Origin of the sequence: Pseudomonas iranensis (assembly GCF_014268585.2) — a bacterium.
Taxonomy (GTDB): domain Bacteria; phylum Pseudomonadota; class Gammaproteobacteria; order Pseudomonadales; family Pseudomonadaceae; genus Aquipseudomonas; species Aquipseudomonas iranensis.
On record NZ_CP077092.1, the window covers coordinates 4,342,057 to 4,357,759 of the forward strand.

The following is a 15,703-nucleotide window of genomic DNA, read 5'->3' on the forward strand; positions in this document are numbered from 1 at the left end:
CATGCAGTTCCCACACACACCTCAGCAAACACAACTGCCTTTGTTTGAAGCGTTTCTGGCGCAGCCGATAGCGCCGATCCTCAAAGAAGTGGTCGAGCGTGACTGGAATGCCAAACCTGACGCCTTCAGTGAGCTATCGCTGCGCGGTGCGGCCGGGAACTGCCTGAACCTGCTCGCCCCGATCCTGCGTGAGCTCAGCGAGGATCAGGATGCTCGCTGGCTGACGCTGATCGCCCCACCCGCCAGCCTGACGCAAACCTGGCTGCGCGATGCCGGCCTGAATCGCGAACGCATTCTACTGCTGCAACCGCGCGGCACTCAAAGTGCTCAGCAACTGGCGTGCGACGCGTTGCGACTGGGTCGCAGCCACACCGTGGTGACATGGCTAAACCCGTTGAATGCCAATTCGCGGCAACAACTGATCAGCGCCGCGCGTACGGGCGAAGCTCAGAGCCTGAACATTCGTTTGGGTTGATGATTGATGGCAATGCGCGCTGTGTGAAGCGCAGGGCTTCTCCAGGGACAGAGAAGCCGATCTGAAGCGCAAGCGACCGAGAAAAGGCCACAGCGTGAATCAATGAAGAACCCGCGGCCCCTCTTCCTTATCAAACTCGCCTTCAACCATACGACCCGCCATCTGTACGCCAACGCTCAACATCGCTTTGGCGATTTCAACGTGCTGGCCCTGCAGGAACGCTTTGGCATCCTCGGAGAAATCCAGCGTCACCAGAGAACCTTCGTCCTCAGCCCTGCGCAGTTCGATTCGGCCGTCTGGTAACTCGACAATTTCTAGAAAGGACGTTGGCATATAGGTCTGTTCTCCACGAAAGGCAGCGATTATATAGACATCATTCGAGCTTCGCTCAGGATCTTGACCAGCAGCATGTTTCAGATTGCCACTGCGCCAAACTACCTCAGCACTCGTTCAAGCCTTCCCGGAAACGCAGGGCCAGGCCCTTGAGGTTCTGCCGCCAGCTCTCCAGCTCATCTCGACTGAGCTCTTCTGGCGCCTCTTCTTCATCAAGATTAATCGCTTGAATCAGCGGCTGCGTCACATCGCCTTTCGGCTTGCGTGGCGCCCTCGGTGGCTGAAACAGTGCTGCGTGCGCCGCCAGCAGTTTCGCCAGCCAGGTTTCGGGATTACCGGCCAGCTCGACCATTTCCGCCAGCTCCGGGATCGCTATCGAGTCCAGCACTTCGCGCCTCAGCAACTCCTCCGCCCTCGGCGAATTGGCCTGCGGCAGACGATAAAAGCCAGCGATCTCATGACACAAGCCCAGCAGTGCGCCGTAGAGGTGAAACAGCGCCGACTCACGCCCGGCCTGGATAAGCGCCAGAGAATTCATCGCCCGCCCTTCTTCAGCGCGAGCCAGAGCTTCGAGCGCCAAGCCGGCGAAATAGATCTTCTGGTTGGTGCGGGTATAGAGTTCGTGGGCCATGACGGCAGCCTCCACAACGAAATAATTGCTTCACACAGGTCGGACAGTGTCGTGGATCAGCCGATGCCACCGCAAGCACAAAACAAAAAGGCCGCATGAAACCCTCAAGGTTTCATGCGGCCTTTTCGCTGTTCAGACTAGCACTTACTCAGCCTTGGCCTTTGCGCTGCGCTTGTCTTCAACAGTCCACTTGCCACCGTCGTAATACGCCTTCCAGCCTGTCGGTTTGCCATCGACTTCGGTCTGGACGTATTGCTCCTTGGTCTTGCGGCTGTAGCGGATGACCGCTGGCAGACCGTCAGGATCCTTTTGCGGAGCCTCGCACAGGAAGTGGTACTTCGGATCGATCTCGTCCTTGTGCGGCAGAATCTCGATCACCAGCGGAGCGCGAGTCTCGCGGTTTTTCGGGAACTGACTGGCAGCCAGGAACAGACCGGAGGCACCGTCGCGCAAGATGTAGGTGTCGTTGACCTTTTCGCATTTCAGCTCAGGCATCTTCACCGGATCCATCTTCGGCGGCGCCGCGTCACCGCTCTTCAGCAGCTTGCGGGTGTTCTTGCACTCCGGGTTGGTGCATCCGAAGAACTTGCCGAAACGGCCGGTCTTGAGCTGCATTTCACTGCCGCACTTATCGCATTCCAGACTCGGACCTTCATAGCCCTTGATGCGATAGCTGCCCTCTTCAATTTCGTAACCGGCGCAATCCGGGTTGTTGCCGCAGATGTGCAACTTGCGCTTTTCGTCCAGCAGGTAGGCGTCCATCGCCGTGCTGCAGATCGGGCAGCGATGCTTGCCACGCAGTACCAGCGATTCCGATTCGCCCTCGTCGTCCGCTGCGATTTCATCGCCCGGCACCAGATTGACGGTGGCCTTGCAGCGCTCTTTCGGCGGCAGGCTGTAGCCCGAGCAGCCGAGGAACACGCCAGTCGAGGCAGTACGAATCTGCATCGGACGACCGCACGTGGTGCACGGAATGTCAGTCATGACCGGCTGGTTGGCGCGCATGCCGCTGTCCGGGTTTTCCGCTACTTCGAGTTTCTTCTTGAAGTCGCCGTAGAACTCGTCCAGCACATTTTTCCAGTCGCGCTCGCCATGCGCCACGTCATCGAGGTTCTCTTCCATGCCGGCAGTGAAGCCGTAGTCCATGAGATTGGAGAAGCTCTCCGACAGACGCTCGGTAACAATGTCGCCCATCTTTTCCGAGTAGAAACGACGGTTGTGCAGGGTCACATAACCGCGATCCTGAATGGTCGAAATGATCGCAGCGTAGGTCGAAGGACGACCGATGCCGCGCTTTTCCATTTCCTTGACCAGACTGGCCTCGGAGTAACGCGCCGGTGGCTTGGTGAAATGCTGCGACGGATCGAGCTTGATCAGCTTCATCACATCGCCCTGGGCCATGTCCGGCAGCACGTCATCATCGCCAGGCTTGGCAATCTGCGGCATCACCCGGGTGTAACCGTCGAACTTGAGGATACGGCCCTTGGCGCGCAGTTCGAAGTCGCCAGCGCCGACGCTGACGGTGGTCGACAGGTACTGCGCCGGCAGCATCTGGCAGGCGAGGAACTGGCGCCAGATCAGCTCGTACAGACGCTCGGCATCACGCTCCATGCCCGCCAGCTTGCTTGGCGTAGTGTTGGCGTCGGACGGACGAATCGCTTCGTGAGCCTCTTGCGCGCCTTCCTTGCTGCTGTAGACGTTCGGCGATTCCGGCAGGTATTTCTTGCCGAATTCGTCCTCGATGTAAGTGCGCGCCATCGCCACGGCGTCGGCCGAGAGATTGGTCGAGTCGGTACGCATGTAAGTGATGTAGCCGGCTTCGTACAGACGCTGGGCCATCATCATGGTTTTCTTCACGCCGAAACCGAGGCGGTTGCTCGCAGCCTGCTGCAAGGTCGACGTGATGAACGGCGCCGACGGCTTGCTGCTGGTCGGTTTGTCTTCGCGCTTGACGATGCTGTAGCTGGAGGACTTGAGCTTCTCCAGCGCAGCCATGGCCTGGGCTTCGTTCAGCGGCTTGAAGGCTTCGCCTTTTTCGCGAGCCACTTCGAAACGCACGGTCGAGCCTTTGGCAGTGCCGAGATCAGCATGCACTTCCCAGTATTCTTCGGGATTGAACGCACGGATTTCGCGCTCACGCTCGACCACCAGTTTTACCGCAACCGATTGCACGCGACCGGCGGACAGGCCACGGGCGATCTTGGCCCACAGCAGCGGCGAGACCATATAGCCGACGACGCGGTCGAGGAAACGACGCGCCTGCTGGGCGTTGACACGATCAATGTCCAGCTCGCCCGGCTCGGAGAAGGCTTCCTGAATCGCCTTCTTGGTGATCTCGTTGAACACCACGCGCTTGTAGCGGCTGTCGTCACCACCGATGGCTTCGCGCAGGTGCCAGGCAATGGCTTCCCCCTCGCGATCCAAGTCGGTTGCGAGATAGATGGTGTCAGCATCCTTGGCGAGCCGGCGCAGCTCTTCGATGACCTTCTCTTTGCCGGGAAGGATCTCGTACTGGGCTTTCCAGCCGTGCTCCGGATCGACGCCCATGCGCGAGACCAGCTGCTTGCGCGCTTTCTCTTTCGGCGAGAGCACCGGACCTTCGCCCGCAGCAGCCTTGCCGCGCTTGGCGGCTGGCTCTTTGCTGGCGCTAGCCGAACCGCTGGTGGGCAGGTCTCGGATATGGCCGATACTCGACTTCACCACGTATTGGTTGCCCAGATACTTGTTGATGGTCTTGGCCTTAGCCGGGGATTCCACAATGACCAGCGATTTGCCCATGGATCAGAAAATTCCTGAATTCTAGAAGTGAAAGGCGGTTGGCGCCTGACGCGGCACCGCTATATATAGTTGATACAAGGTGAGGTCAAGCGCAGGGTTGTCTGCGCAGTCGCCTTATGCCTTGTCAAAAAGGCTCGGTTCGGCTTGCACCAAAGCAAAGCGCGGCACCTGCTCGCCGTCAACCTCGACCGACTCGACGAACATGCTCAGCGGGCGCACCCAATAGCCGTAATCGCCATACAGGGCTTGGTAAAAGACCACTTCTTCTTCGGTTTCCGAATGGCGCGCAACACTGAATACGCGGTATTGCGGACCTTTGTAATGTTGATAGAGCCCAGGTTGTATCGGCATGCTTCGGCCCTCACTGAAATCTTTTCAAAAATAAATAAAAAACCCAAAAACAAAAACCGGGGCACTGGGCCCCGGCTTCCATCGACGAGACGCTTAAACGCGTTCGAAGACGGTGGAGATGCCTTGGCCGAGACCAATGCACATAGTGGCCACCCCGAAGGTGCCGCTATTCTGCTTCATCACGTTCAACAGGGTGCCGGAAATACGTGCACCGGAGCAACCGAACGGGTGACCCAGGGCGATCGCGCCGCCGTGCAGGTTAACCTTCTCGTTCATCTTGTCGAGCACTTTCAGATCTTTCAGCACTGGCAAGGCCTGTGCGGCGAAAGCTTCGTTGAGCTCGAAGAAGTCGATATCGTTGATGCCAAGGCCCGCACGCTTCAGGGCTTTTTGTGTCGCCGGCACTGGACCATAGCCCATGATTGCCGGGTCCACACCGGCCACTGCCATCGAACGGATTACCGCCATTGGCTGGATGCCCAGGTCCTGCGCACGCTGCGCCGACATCACGATCATGCACGAAGCACCATCGGTGATCTGCGACGAAGTACCGGCAGTCACGGTGCCGCCTTTCGGATTGAATGCCGGCTTGAGCGCCGCCAGACTTTCCAGGGTGGTTTCCGGACGAATGGTTTCGTCGTAGTCGTACAGTTTCAGGAAACCGTTCTCGTCGTAACCCTGCATCGGGATGATTTCGTCTTTGAACTTGCCTTCCACGGTTGCCTTGTGGGCCAACTGGTGGGAACGCACGCCAAAGGCATCCTGTTGCTCACGAGTGATGCCGTGCATCTTGCCAAGCATTTCAGCGGTCAGGCCCATCATGCCCGAGGCTTTCGCCGCGTACAGCGACATGTGCGGGTTCGGATCGACACCATGCATCATGCTCACGTGGCCCATGTGCTCGACGCCGCCGACCACGAACACGTCACCGTTGCCGGTCATGATCGCTTGCGCAGCAGTGTGCAGTGCACTCATCGACGAGCCACACAGACGGCTGACGGTCTGGCCGGCCGAGGTGTGCGGAATCTGGGTCATCAGCGAAGCCATGCGCGCGATGTTCCAGCCCTGTTCCAGGGTCTGGTTGACGCAGCCCCAGATCACATCCTCGACTTCCGCCGGGTCGACCTTGCTGTTACGTTCCAGCAGTTTGCTGATTAGGTGCGCCGACATGTCTTCAGCGCGGGTGTTGCGGTGCATGCCGCCCTTGGAGCGGCCCATCGGAGTACGACCGAAGTCGACAATCACGACGTCTCTAGGATTCAAGCTCATAAGTTCACTCTCACTCTAGTTGGGGGCGCTTAACCGAAGAAGCTCTGGCCGTTCTTGGCCATTTCGCGCAGCTTCGCGGTCGGGTGGTACAGCGCGCCCAAATCAGCGTACTGGTCAGCCAGGGCAACGAACTCGGCAACACCGATCGAATCGATGTAGCGCAGCGCACCGCCACGGAATGGAGGGAAACCGATACCGTAAACCAGACCCATGTCGGCTTCGGCGGCGGTTTCAACGATGCCGTCTTCCAGGCAACGCACGGTTTCCAGGCACAGCGGGATCATCATCCAGTTGATGATGTCTTCGTCAGTGACTTCGCGCTGCTCGTAAACGATCGGCTTGAGCACTTCGAGTACCGACGGATCGGCGACTTTCTTCTGCTTGCCTTTCTTGTCGGCCTCGTAGGCGTAGAAGCCCTTGCCGTTCTTCTGGCCCAGGCGTTTGGCTTCGTACAGCACGTCGATGGCCGAACGACGGTCATCCTTCATGCGATCCGGGAAACCTTCAGCCATGACGTCGCGACCGTGGTGACCGGTGTCGATGCCGACCACGTCCATCAGGTACGCAGGACCCATCGGCCAGCCGAATTTTTCCATGACTTTGTCGATGCGGACGAAGTCGACACCGGCGCTGACCAGCTTGGCGAAACCACCGAAGTACGGGAACAGCACGCGGTTCACCAGGAAGCCCGGGCAGTCGTTGACCACGATCGGGTTCTTGCCCATTTTCTTCGCGTAGGCAACGGTAGTGGCGATCGCCAGTTCGCTGGACTTCTCGCCACGGATCACTTCCACCAGCGGCATCATGTGCACCGGGTTGAAGAAGTGCATGCCGACAAAGTTTTCCGGACGCTTGAGGGCCTTGGCCAGCAGGCTGATGGAAATGGTCGAGGTGTTGGACGCGAGGATGGTGTCCTCTTTGACCTTGTCTTCGACTTCAGCCAGTACCGCTTGCTTGACCTTCGGGTTTTCGACCACAGCTTCGACGACCAGATCGACGTGACCGAAGTCGCCATACGACAGCGTCGGACGAATGCCGTTGAGCACTTCAGCCATCTTCGCGGCGGTCATGCGACCCTTGTCAACGCGGCCGACCAGCAGCTTGGCGGCTTCGGCCAGACCTTGCTCGATACCGTGCTCGTTGATGTCCTTCATCAGGATCGGCGTGCCTTTGGAGGCCGACTGATAGGCGATACCGCCACCCATGATGCCGGCGCCCAGTACGGCAGCCTGCTTCACGTCTTTGGCGATTTCGTCGTAGGCCTTGGCCTTTTTCTTCAGTTCCTGATCGTTCAGGAACAGGCCGATCAGGCTCTGCGCAGCAGAGGTCTTGGCCAGTTTGACGAAGCCTGCTGCTTCCACTTCCAGCGCTTTGTCGCGACCGAAGTTTGCGGCTTTCTGGATGGTCTTGATCGCTTCAACCGGCGCCGGGTAGTTCGGACCGGCCTGGCCAGCCACGAAACCTTTGGCAGTTTCGAAAGCCATCATTTGCTCAATGGCGTTCAACTTGAGTTTTTCAAGTTTCGGCTGACGCTTGGCCTTGTAATCGAACTCGCCGGAGATGGCGCGCTTGATCAGCTCAAGGGCAGCTTCCTGCAATTTTTCAGGGGCGACTACGGCGTCGACGGCGCTGACTTTCAGCGCGTCTTCCGGGCGGTTTTCCTTGCCGGCGGCAATCCACTCGATGGCATTGTCGACACCGATCAGGCGTGGCAGACGCACGGTACCGCCGAAGCCCGGGTAGATGCCCAGTTTGACTTCAGGCAGACCAATCTTGGCCTTGGTGGACATGACGCGATAGTCAGCCGCCAGGCACATTTCCAGACCGCCACCGAGGGCGATGCCGTTGATGGCCGCGACGGTTGGCACGTTGAGGTCTTCGAAATCGCTGAAGATCTTGTTGGCTTCGAGATTGCCAGCAACCAGCTCGGCATCCGGCAGCTTGAAGTTGTCGACAAATTCGGTGATGTCGGCGCCGACGATGAATACGTCCTTGCCGCTGCTGACGATCACGCCCTTGATCGAAGCATCTGCCTTGATGGTGTCTACGGCCTGACGCAGTTCGTTCAGGGTTAGACGGTTGAACTTGTTGACGGACTCACCCTTGAGGTCGAATTTCAATTCGACGATGCCACTTTCAAGAGCTTTAACCGTGATGGCTTTACCTTCGTAAATCATCAACTGATCTCCACGATATGGAAGCTGAACAGTACACGTCGGACGCAGGCTTATGGCTCAGAAGGACGCTTTGCTCGTCGATACTGACACCGTCCGCCTGGCACACCCGCCAACGCGATAGTCGGGATTCTGTAGGAGCAGTCTGTAAGACAAACGCTCAATTCATACGCCCGTTTGATTCGGGTATGTCACCTTCACGGAATTTCTGACAATTGTCAATCGCCCTAAATTCGGGCTGAAATGCGACTTTGCAGTCATTTCTGCACCATGATGAGCAGCAACACCCGTCTCGATGTTGAGCCATTCATAGAATCAATAGTTAGAAAAGTCGCCCTAATTTCCACTGGAGCCCTGGTCAGAAGGCTACGCTGGGTGGACTGCGAGGAAATTTGCCGACGCGATCGAAGCGCCTGCCGCAAAAAAAGATTACCGGCCTGCCTGGCCAACCCGCCCGACGAATCATGTCGGGCTTTTTATTGCTCGTCTGCCAGACCTTCCACACCGTTGCAGTGAGAAAAGTCGCCGTTTCACGCCAGCGCTTTCAGCGTCGCGTCGATATCCTGCAGAACCGTCGCCTCGCCCTTTTCGCCCCAGTACAAGGCGATCATCTGCTTGTCCGCTTCGATCTTGAAAACATTCCCCGGCAATTTTTCGAAATAATCGAGCAGGGTCCGGTCATCGCAGACTTCTTGCCATTGATTGACCCACACGCCCGGGGTTTTCTGCCAATAGGTCCAGCACGCCGGTTGACTGCCACGCCGCGGCCGGTGGAACTGGGCGCAGGGATTCGGCGGCTCCGGCAGCAGCCAGTGCGGCCACTCCTGCGGCGCCAGCTGCATCGCCAGGCCGATGCGTCGCGCCTCCATGCGCAGGGCCATGCGCCCGCTCTGCGTGCGCGATGGGCGCAACCATGCCAGTGGACTTAAAACTACCAGCAGGATTGACACCACCAGCCAGACCGTCATATCTGTACTCCCGATTTTTGATGAGCGCATTGTGTCACTTGCGAACCAATGCGCTTGAAACCAGCCATACTTACCAATATCGAACCCTCAGGAGGAGCACCTCATGCCCTACCACCACATACTGGTCGCCGTAGATCTGACCGAAGAGTGCGACCCTGTGATCCACCGCGCCCGCGAGCTGTCGGTGAGCAACGCTGCCAAGTTGTCGCTGGTGCATATCGTTGAACCAATGGCCATGGCCTTCGGTGGCGACGTGCCGATGGACCTGTCACAACTGCAACAACAGCAGTTCGATCAGGCCAAGGAGCGTCTTGAAAAACTCAAATCGAAATATCCAGAGCTTGAAGGCGCCAATTGCCATCTGACCTACGGCCAGCCCCGCCAGGAAATCCATCATTTTGCCAAGGAACAAGCGTGCGATCTGATCGTGGTCGGAAGCCATGGCCGTCATGGCCTGGCACTGCTGCTCGGCTCGACTGCGAATGATGTGCTGCACGGTGCGCCATGCGATGTACTGGCGGTGCACCTGGTCAAACGTTGATCTGTCTTGCTCTTTGTGGGAGCGAGCCTGCTCGCGAATACGTCGGCACATACAATATGAGTGCTGCCTGACACGCCGCTTTCGCGAGCAGGCTCGCTCCCACAGGTGATTTGTTCCAGCCTGTAGATCGCGTTACATATGAAAAGCCCGGCGCTCATCACTGAGCGCCGGGCTTTTTCACATCCGGATCAATCAGGCATCCAGCTCGGCCCAACGCTCCACCAACGCATCCAGCTCGGCCTGTAATTGCTCCAGCGAAGCAATCACTTTGGCCGTTTCCGCCGGCGGACGCTGGTAGAAACCGGCTTCAGCCATTTCCGCCTCAACCGCGGCGATCTGCTGCTCCTTGGCGTCGATGTCGCCCGGCAAGGCTTCCAGCTCACGCTGCAGCTTGTAGCTGAGTTTCTTCTTGGCAACCGGAGCAGCAGCGGCAGGCGCAGCCACCGGAGCCGGCTCAGCGGTAACCACCGCCGAATTCAGGTCAGCCTTGCCCGACTTGCTTTCAGTCACACCCAACAGACGCGGCGAGCCGCCCTGACGGATCCAGTCCTGATAGCCGCCGACATATTCACGAACTTTGCCTTCACCTTCGAAGACCAGGGTGCTGGTCACCACGTTATCGAGGAATGCCCGGTCGTGGCTGACCATCAGCACGGTGCCGTTGAAGGTCAGCAGCACTTCTTCGAGCAGCTCGAGGGTTTCCACATCGAGGTCGTTGGTCGGTTCGTCGAGTACCAGCAGGTTCGCCGGTTTGCTGAACAGCTTCGCCAGCAACAGACGCGCACGCTCGCCACCGGACAACGCCTTGACCGGCGTGCGTGCACGCTGCGGGCTGAACAGGAAGTCGCCGAGATAGCTCAGCACGTGACGGCTCTGCCCGTCGATGTCGATGAAGTCGCGACCTTCGGCGACGTTGTCGATCACGGTTTTTTCCAGATCCAGCTGATGGCGCAACTGGTCGAAGTAGGCGACGTCGATACGCGTGCCCTCTTCCACTTTGCCGCTGGTCGGTTGCAGACCGCTGAGCATCAGTTTCAACAGGGTGGTCTTGCCGGTACCGTTGGCGCCGAGCAGACCGATACGGTCGCCGCGCTGCAGGACCATGGAGAAATCCTTGATCAGGAACGGCCCGCCCGGATGCGCGAAGCTCACGTTCTCGAGCACCATCACCTGCTTGCCGGATTTGTCGGCGGTTTCCAGCTGGATGTTGGCCTTGCCGGTACGCTCGCGACGCTCACTACGCTCAACGCGCAGGGCTTTGAGGGCGCGCACGCGACCTTCGTTGCGAGTGCGGCGGGCCTTGATGCCCTGACGGATCCACACTTCTTCCTGAGCCAGACGCTTGTCGAACAACGCGTTGGCGGTTTCTTCAGCGGCCAGCGCGGCTTCTTTGTGCACGAGGAAACTGGCGTAGTCGCCGTTCCAGTCGATCAGGCCGCCGCGATCCAGTTCGAGGATGCGCGTGGCGAGGTTTTGCAGGAAGGAACGGTCGTGCGTGATGAACAGCACGGCGCCCTGGAAATCTTTCAGCGCTTCTTCGAGCCAGGCAATCGCACCGATGTCCAGGTGGTTGGTCGGTTCGTCGAGCAGCAGCAGATCCGGTTCGGACACCAGCGCCTGCGCCAGCAGCACGCGGCGACGCCAGCCGCCGGAGAGTTCGGCGAGGGTCTTGTCGGCCGGCAATTGCAGGCGGCTCAGGGTGCTGTCGACCAGCGTCTGCAAGCGCCAGCCGTCACGGGCTTCGAGGTCGTGCTGAACATGCATCAGCTTGTCCAGATCGGCGTCGGTGACGATGTTCTGGCTCAGGTGATGGTATTCGGCGAGCAAGGCGCCAACACCATCGAGGCCTTCAGCGACCACGTCAAATACCGTCCGGTCGTCGGCCACTGGCAATTCTTGCGGCAATTCGCCGATTTTCAGACCGGGGGCACGCCACACCGAGCCGTCATCGGGCTTCTGGTCGCCCTTGACCAGTTTCATCATGCTGGACTTGCCAGTGCCGTTGCGGCCGATGATGCACACCCGCTCACCACGGGCGATCTGCCAGGACACCTTGTCCAACAACGGCATAGCGCCGAACGCAAGGGACACATCGCTGAATTTGAGCAGGGTCATGAGCTTCTCCAAAAACCGGGCGCGCATTCTACCTGACTTGAGGCTTCAGCAGGCCGGCAATTTGTCTGTCGAAGCACTCTGCACAACATTTGTTGCGAACTTGTGCAGCGAGGCTCGCAAAGCTTTCGCCGCTTGCTGGCAAAAGGCTAAGCTACAGGCAATTCAGTGCGGATTTCGATCGGCACTTGTCATGATTTCTCTGCCCGGATGTCTCATGCGCAGTCGCCTTTTCAGTGTTTTGTCCTGCTTGTTTCTTACCGCCGCTGCCGCTCAATCCGTCCAGGCGGTGGACTTGTCCACCCAACGCCAGTATTACGATGAAGCCAAGCGCGCCTTGGCCAAGGGTGATACCGGCCCGTATTTCCGTTACAGCCAGGCGCTGGCCGATTATCCGCTGGAACCGTATCTGGCCTACGACGAGCTGACCGCGCGTCTGAAGACGGCGAGCAACGCCGAGATCGAGAAATTCCTCGCCGAACACGGTGATTTGCCGCAGGCCAATTGGATGAAACTGCGCTGGTTGCGCTGGCTCGCCGACCGTGGCGACTGGGCGACCTTCGTCAAGTACTACGATCCGAAGCTGAATTTCACCGAACTGGACTGCCTCAACGCGCAGTACCAGATCAGCCACGACAAGAAAGCCGAAGGCTATGCCAACGCAGAAAAACTCTGGCTGACCGGCAAATCGCAACCGGCTGCGTGTGACGCGCTGTTCGGCATCTGGGCTGCCGACGGCCAACTCACCGAGCAGAAACGCTGGGAGCGCACCAAGCTTGCCGCGCAGGCACGCAACTATCCACTGGCCAACAGCCTGATCAACGGCCTGACCACCCTCGCCCCGCGCGGTCGTTTGCTGGTCGACGTGGCGCAGAAACCCGAACTGCTCAACCAGCCGTCGCGCTTCACCCCGGCCGACGAGCCGATGTCAGACGTCGTCAGCCTCGGCCTGCGCCGCCTCGCTCGGCAGGATCCGGACAAGGCCATGGCTTTGCTCGACGGTTACGCCAGCAGCATGCATTTCTCTCGTGATGAAAAAGTCGCGATCGCTCGCGAGATCGGCCTGACCCTTGCGCGCCGCTTCGACAGCCGCGCGCTGGACGTCATGACCAAATACGATCCGGAGCTGCGCGACAACACCGTCTCGGAATGGCGCCTGCGCCTGCTCTTGCGTCTGGCACGCTGGAATGATGCCTATGAGCTGACCAAACGTCTGCCGCAAGACCTGGCCACCACCAACCGTTGGCGCTACTGGCAGGCGCGCAGCCTGGAACTGGCCGAACCACAAAACCCGCAAGCGCTGACCCTGTACAAGAATCTGGCGCGGGAACGAGACTTCTACGGTTTCCTCGCCGCAGACCGTTCACAATCGCCTTACTCGCTGAACAACAAGCCGCTGGTGCTCAGCCAGGCGTTGATCAACAAAGTCCGTAACACCCCCGGCGTACGTCGCGCGCTGGAGTTTCATGCACGTGGGCAGATCGTCGACGGGCGTCGCGAGTGGTATCACGTCAGCCGACATTTCAATCGCGATGAAATGGTCGCCCAGGCCAAACTGGCCTACGACCTGAAATGGTACTTTCCGGCGATTCGCACCATCAGTCAGGCGCAGTACTGGGACGATCTGGACATCCGCTTCCCGATGGCGCACCGCGATACCCTCGTGCGTGAAGCCAAGGTGCGCGGCCTGCATTCGAGCTGGGTGTTCGCCATCACCCGGCAGGAAAGCGCCTTCATGGATGATGCGCGCTCCAGCGTCGGCGCCAGCGGCCTGATGCAATTGATGCCCGGCACGGCCAAGGAAACCGCGCGCAAGTTCAGCATTCCACTGGCCTCGCCCCAGCAAGTGCTCAATCCAGACAAGAACATCCAGCTCGGCGCCGCTTACCTCAGCCAGGTGCACAGCCAGTTCAACGGCAACCGCGTCCTCGCCTCCGCCGCTTACAACGCCGGCCCTGGGCGCGTGCGTCAGTGGCTGCGCGGCGCTGATCACCTGAGCTTTGACGTCTGGGTGGAAAGCATCCCTTTCGACGAAACCCGTCAATACGTGCAGAACGTGTTGTCTTACTCGGTGATCTACGGGCAAAAGCTCAACTCGCCGCAACCGCTGGTGGATTGGCATGAGCGGTATTTTGATGATCAATGAGCAGGCAGCGACAGCCGGAGAATGAAAAATGCCCGTATCGTGAGATACGGGCATTTTTTATGGCGCATTACTGGGTCGGTTACTGGGTCGGTTACTGGGTCGGTTAATCAGGCTGGCCATCATTAAACTGCAACGCCGCCAGCCGTGCGTACAGCGGATTGCTGGCGATCAATTGCTGATGTGTCCCCACCGCTACCAGCTTGCCCTGATCCATCACTGCAATGCGGTCAGCGTTCTTCACCGTGGCCAGTCGGTGCGCGATGACCAACGTGGTGCGGTTTTCCATCAGCGTTGGCAGGGCCTGCTGGATCAGATGTTCGCTCTGTGCGTCGAGGGCGCTGGTGGCTTCGTCCAACAGTAGGATCGGCGCGTCTACCAGCAAGGCGCGGGCAATGGCCAGACGTTGGCGCTGACCGCCGGACAACCCGAGGCCGCCATCTCCCAGATGAGTTTGATAGCCGTCCGGCATTTGTTCGATGAAGTCGTGGGCGTGGGCAATTCGCGCAGCTTCCTTGACCTGCTCAAGCGTGGCCGTCGGGCAGCCGTAGCGGATGTTTTCCTCCACACTGCCGAAGAACAGCGCGGGCGTTTGCGAAACGAGTGCGAAACAGCGGCGCAGATCCAGCGGGTCAAGGCTGGTCAGCGGCACGCCATCGAGGAGAATCTGCCCCTCGCGTGGATCGTAGAAGCGCAGCAACAAGTCGTAAACCGTGGACTTGCCCGCGCCCGACGGCCCCACCAATGCCAGGGTTTCGCCCGCCCTCACTGTCAGATTCAAGCCATCGACTGCGTAGCTTTGCGGACGCGACGGGTAGGAAAAACGCACGTCGCGCAGTTCAAGTTCACCTTTGACTCGCGCTGGCAGCGTCACCAATCCACTCGTCGGTGGCTGGATGATGTTTTCCGACCGCAGCAATTCCGCAATGCGTTCAGCAGCGCCCGCAGCGCGTTGCAGTTCGCCGATCACTTCGCTCAGCGTGCCGAACGCGCTGCCGACAATCAGGCTGTAGAAAACGAATGCCGCCAGCTCGCCGGCCGAGATACGCCCGGCCATTACGTCCATGCCGCCGACCCACAACATCACCGCCACCGCGCCAAGCACCAGCACGATCACCAAAGTGATCAACCACGCTCGCTGGAAAATCCGTTTGCGCGCAGTTTCGAACGCCTGCTCGACGGTCGAAGCGAAACGCTGCTCGTCCTGAACCTGGTGGTTGTAGGCTTGCACGGTTTTGATCTGGCCGAGGGTTTCCGACACATAGCTGCCAATGTCGGCGATACGGTCCTGGCTCTGGCGCGACAGATTGCGCACACGGCGGCCGAAAATCAGGATCGGCGCGATCACCAGCGGCAGTGCAATCACGACAATGCTGGTCAACTTCGGATTGGTGATGAACAGCAGCACTACACCACCGATCACCATCAGCAGATTGCGCAGGAACAGCGAGAGTGACGAACCGATCACCGATTGCAGCAAGGTGGTGTCAGCGGTCAGGCGCGACTGGATTTCCGAGCTGCGGTTGTCCTCATAAAAGCCCGGATGCAGATACACCAGGTGATTGAACACCTGACGGCGAATGTCGGCGACCACGCGCTCGCCGATCCAGGACACCAGATAGAATCGGGCAAAGGTGCCCAGCGCCAGCCCGAGCACCAGCAACATGAAAATCCCGATCGACTGATTGAGCAGATGCGGCGAACGGGTCATGAAACCCTGGTCTACCAACAACTTGATGCCCTGCCCCATCGACAGGGTAATGCCGGCGGTGACGATCAGCGCGAGCAAAGCGCCGAAGGCATGCCAGCGGTACGGCAGGAGAAAATGACTGGTCAGGCGCAGGGCGCGCCGGTGTCGGGAAGAAAGCATGGAGATCATGGAGTTCACGTCTGCGCAGATGGATCGGGCCAGCCTACAGACTCAGATG

Annotated in this window: 12 protein-coding genes; 3 read left to right on the top strand and 9 right to left on the bottom strand. The window is 59.2% G+C overall.

The genetic code is table 11. The features are described from left to right. The first annotated feature begins 1 nt into the window (after window position 1). On the top strand, window positions 2–475 hold the full coding sequence (sulA, locus tag HU724_RS19485; protein WP_186566100.1) for an SOS-induced cell division inhibitor SulA: 474 nt from the start codon (window positions 2–4) through the stop codon (window positions 473–475). Window positions 476–574: 99 nt separating this feature from the next. On the opposite strand, the gene HU724_RS19490 is transcribed toward sulA, so the two are convergent. The 7 genes from HU724_RS19490 to HU724_RS19520 form a co-directional block, all read right to left on the bottom strand. Next, window positions 575–808 (bottom strand): hypothetical protein, encoded by a 234-nt coding sequence (locus HU724_RS19490; RefSeq protein WP_003226592.1) that lies wholly within the window; start codon window positions 806–808, stop codon window positions 575–577. 106 nt (window positions 809–914) lie between these two features. Continuing rightward, entirely contained in the window at window positions 915–1,439 is a 525-nt protein-coding gene (locus HU724_RS19495) for a DUF6586 family protein (RefSeq protein ID WP_186566098.1), read from the bottom strand. Between the two features lie 144 nt (window positions 1,440–1,583). Beyond that, window positions 1,584–4,217 (bottom strand): type I DNA topoisomerase, encoded by a 2,634-nt coding sequence (gene topA, locus HU724_RS19500; protein ID WP_133340509.1) that lies wholly within the window; start codon window positions 4,215–4,217, stop codon window positions 1,584–1,586. A 114-nt stretch (window positions 4,218–4,331) separates the two neighbouring features. Then, window positions 4,332–4,568 (bottom strand): DUF1653 domain-containing protein, encoded by a 237-nt coding sequence (locus tag HU724_RS19505; protein WP_133340511.1) that lies wholly within the window; start codon window positions 4,566–4,568, stop codon window positions 4,332–4,334. A gap of 93 nt (window positions 4,569–4,661) precedes the next feature. Beyond that, window positions 4,662–5,837 carry an acetyl-CoA C-acyltransferase FadA gene (gene fadA, locus HU724_RS19510; RefSeq protein ID WP_016775495.1) on the bottom strand — a complete coding sequence of 392 codons (1,176 nt, stop codon included), beginning with the start codon at window positions 5,835–5,837 and terminating at the stop codon, window positions 4,662–4,664. A gap of 29 nt (window positions 5,838–5,866) precedes the next feature. Beyond that, window positions 5,867–8,014: a fatty acid oxidation complex subunit alpha FadB gene (fadB, locus tag HU724_RS19515; RefSeq protein ID WP_024013640.1), complete on the bottom strand. Its 2,148-nt coding sequence runs from the start codon at window positions 8,012–8,014 to the stop codon at window positions 5,867–5,869. 527 nt (window positions 8,015–8,541) lie between these two features. After that, window positions 8,542–8,979, bottom strand: a complete 438-nt coding sequence (locus HU724_RS19520; protein WP_110603450.1) for a hypothetical protein — start codon at window positions 8,977–8,979, stop codon at window positions 8,542–8,544. Between the two features lie 103 nt (window positions 8,980–9,082). On the opposite strand from HU724_RS19520, the gene HU724_RS19525 reads away from it, so the two are divergent. After that, window positions 9,083–9,520, top strand: a complete 438-nt coding sequence (locus HU724_RS19525; RefSeq protein ID WP_016775498.1) for a universal stress protein — start codon at window positions 9,083–9,085, stop codon at window positions 9,518–9,520. Between the two features lie 192 nt (window positions 9,521–9,712). Here the strand turns inward: HU724_RS19525 and HU724_RS19530 are convergent, their stop codons facing one another. After that, entirely contained in the window at window positions 9,713–11,635 is a 1,923-nt protein-coding gene (locus HU724_RS19530; protein WP_039760799.1) for an ATP-binding cassette domain-containing protein, read from the bottom strand. A gap of 214 nt (window positions 11,636–11,849) precedes the next feature. Between HU724_RS19530 and HU724_RS19535 the strand changes: the two genes are divergently transcribed. After that, window positions 11,850–13,778 carry a transglycosylase SLT domain-containing protein gene (locus HU724_RS19535; RefSeq protein WP_122746893.1) on the top strand — a complete coding sequence of 643 codons (1,929 nt, stop codon included), beginning with the start codon at window positions 11,850–11,852 and terminating at the stop codon, window positions 13,776–13,778. A 103-nt stretch (window positions 13,779–13,881) separates the two neighbouring features. Here HU724_RS19535 and HU724_RS19540 read toward each other — a convergent pair whose 3' ends face one another. Next, on the bottom strand, window positions 13,882–15,654 hold the full coding sequence (locus tag HU724_RS19540; RefSeq protein ID WP_186566096.1) for an ABC transporter transmembrane domain-containing protein: 1,773 nt from the start codon (window positions 15,652–15,654) through the stop codon (window positions 13,882–13,884). Between the last annotated feature and the right edge of the window lie 49 nt (window positions 15,655–15,703).

Bases quoted from the DNA above. Each gene is read 5' to 3' on its own strand.
- sulA (WP_186566100.1), top strand. From the start codon at position 2: ATGCAGTTCCCACACACACCTCAGCAAACACAACTGCCTTTGTTTGAA.
- HU724_RS19490 (WP_003226592.1), bottom strand. From the start codon at position 808: ATGCCAACGTCCTTTCTAGAAATTGTCGAGTTACCAGACGGCCGAATC.
- HU724_RS19495 (WP_186566098.1), bottom strand. From the start codon at position 1,439: ATGGCCCACGAACTCTATACCCGCACCAACCAGAAGATCTATTTCGCC.
- topA (WP_133340509.1), bottom strand. From the start codon at position 4,217: ATGGGCAAATCGCTGGTCATTGTGGAATCCCCGGCTAAGGCCAAGACC.
- HU724_RS19505 (WP_133340511.1), bottom strand. From the start codon at position 4,568: ATGCCGATACAACCTGGGCTCTATCAACATTACAAAGGTCCGCAATAC.
- fadA (WP_016775495.1), bottom strand. From the start codon at position 5,837: ATGAGCTTGAATCCTAGAGACGTCGTGATTGTCGACTTCGGTCGTACT.
- fadB (WP_024013640.1), bottom strand. From the start codon at position 8,014: ATGATTTACGAAGGTAAAGCCATCACGGTTAAAGCTCTTGAAAGTGGC.
- HU724_RS19520 (WP_110603450.1), bottom strand. From the start codon at position 8,979: ATGACGGTCTGGCTGGTGGTGTCAATCCTGCTGGTAGTTTTAAGTCCA.
- HU724_RS19525 (WP_016775498.1), top strand. From the start codon at position 9,083: ATGCCCTACCACCACATACTGGTCGCCGTAGATCTGACCGAAGAGTGC.
- HU724_RS19530 (WP_039760799.1), bottom strand. From the start codon at position 11,635: ATGACCCTGCTCAAATTCAGCGATGTGTCCCTTGCGTTCGGCGCTATG.
- HU724_RS19535 (WP_122746893.1), top strand. From the start codon at position 11,850: ATGCGCAGTCGCCTTTTCAGTGTTTTGTCCTGCTTGTTTCTTACCGCC.
- HU724_RS19540 (WP_186566096.1), bottom strand. From the start codon at position 15,654: ATGATCTCCATGCTTTCTTCCCGACACCGGCGCGCCCTGCGCCTGACC.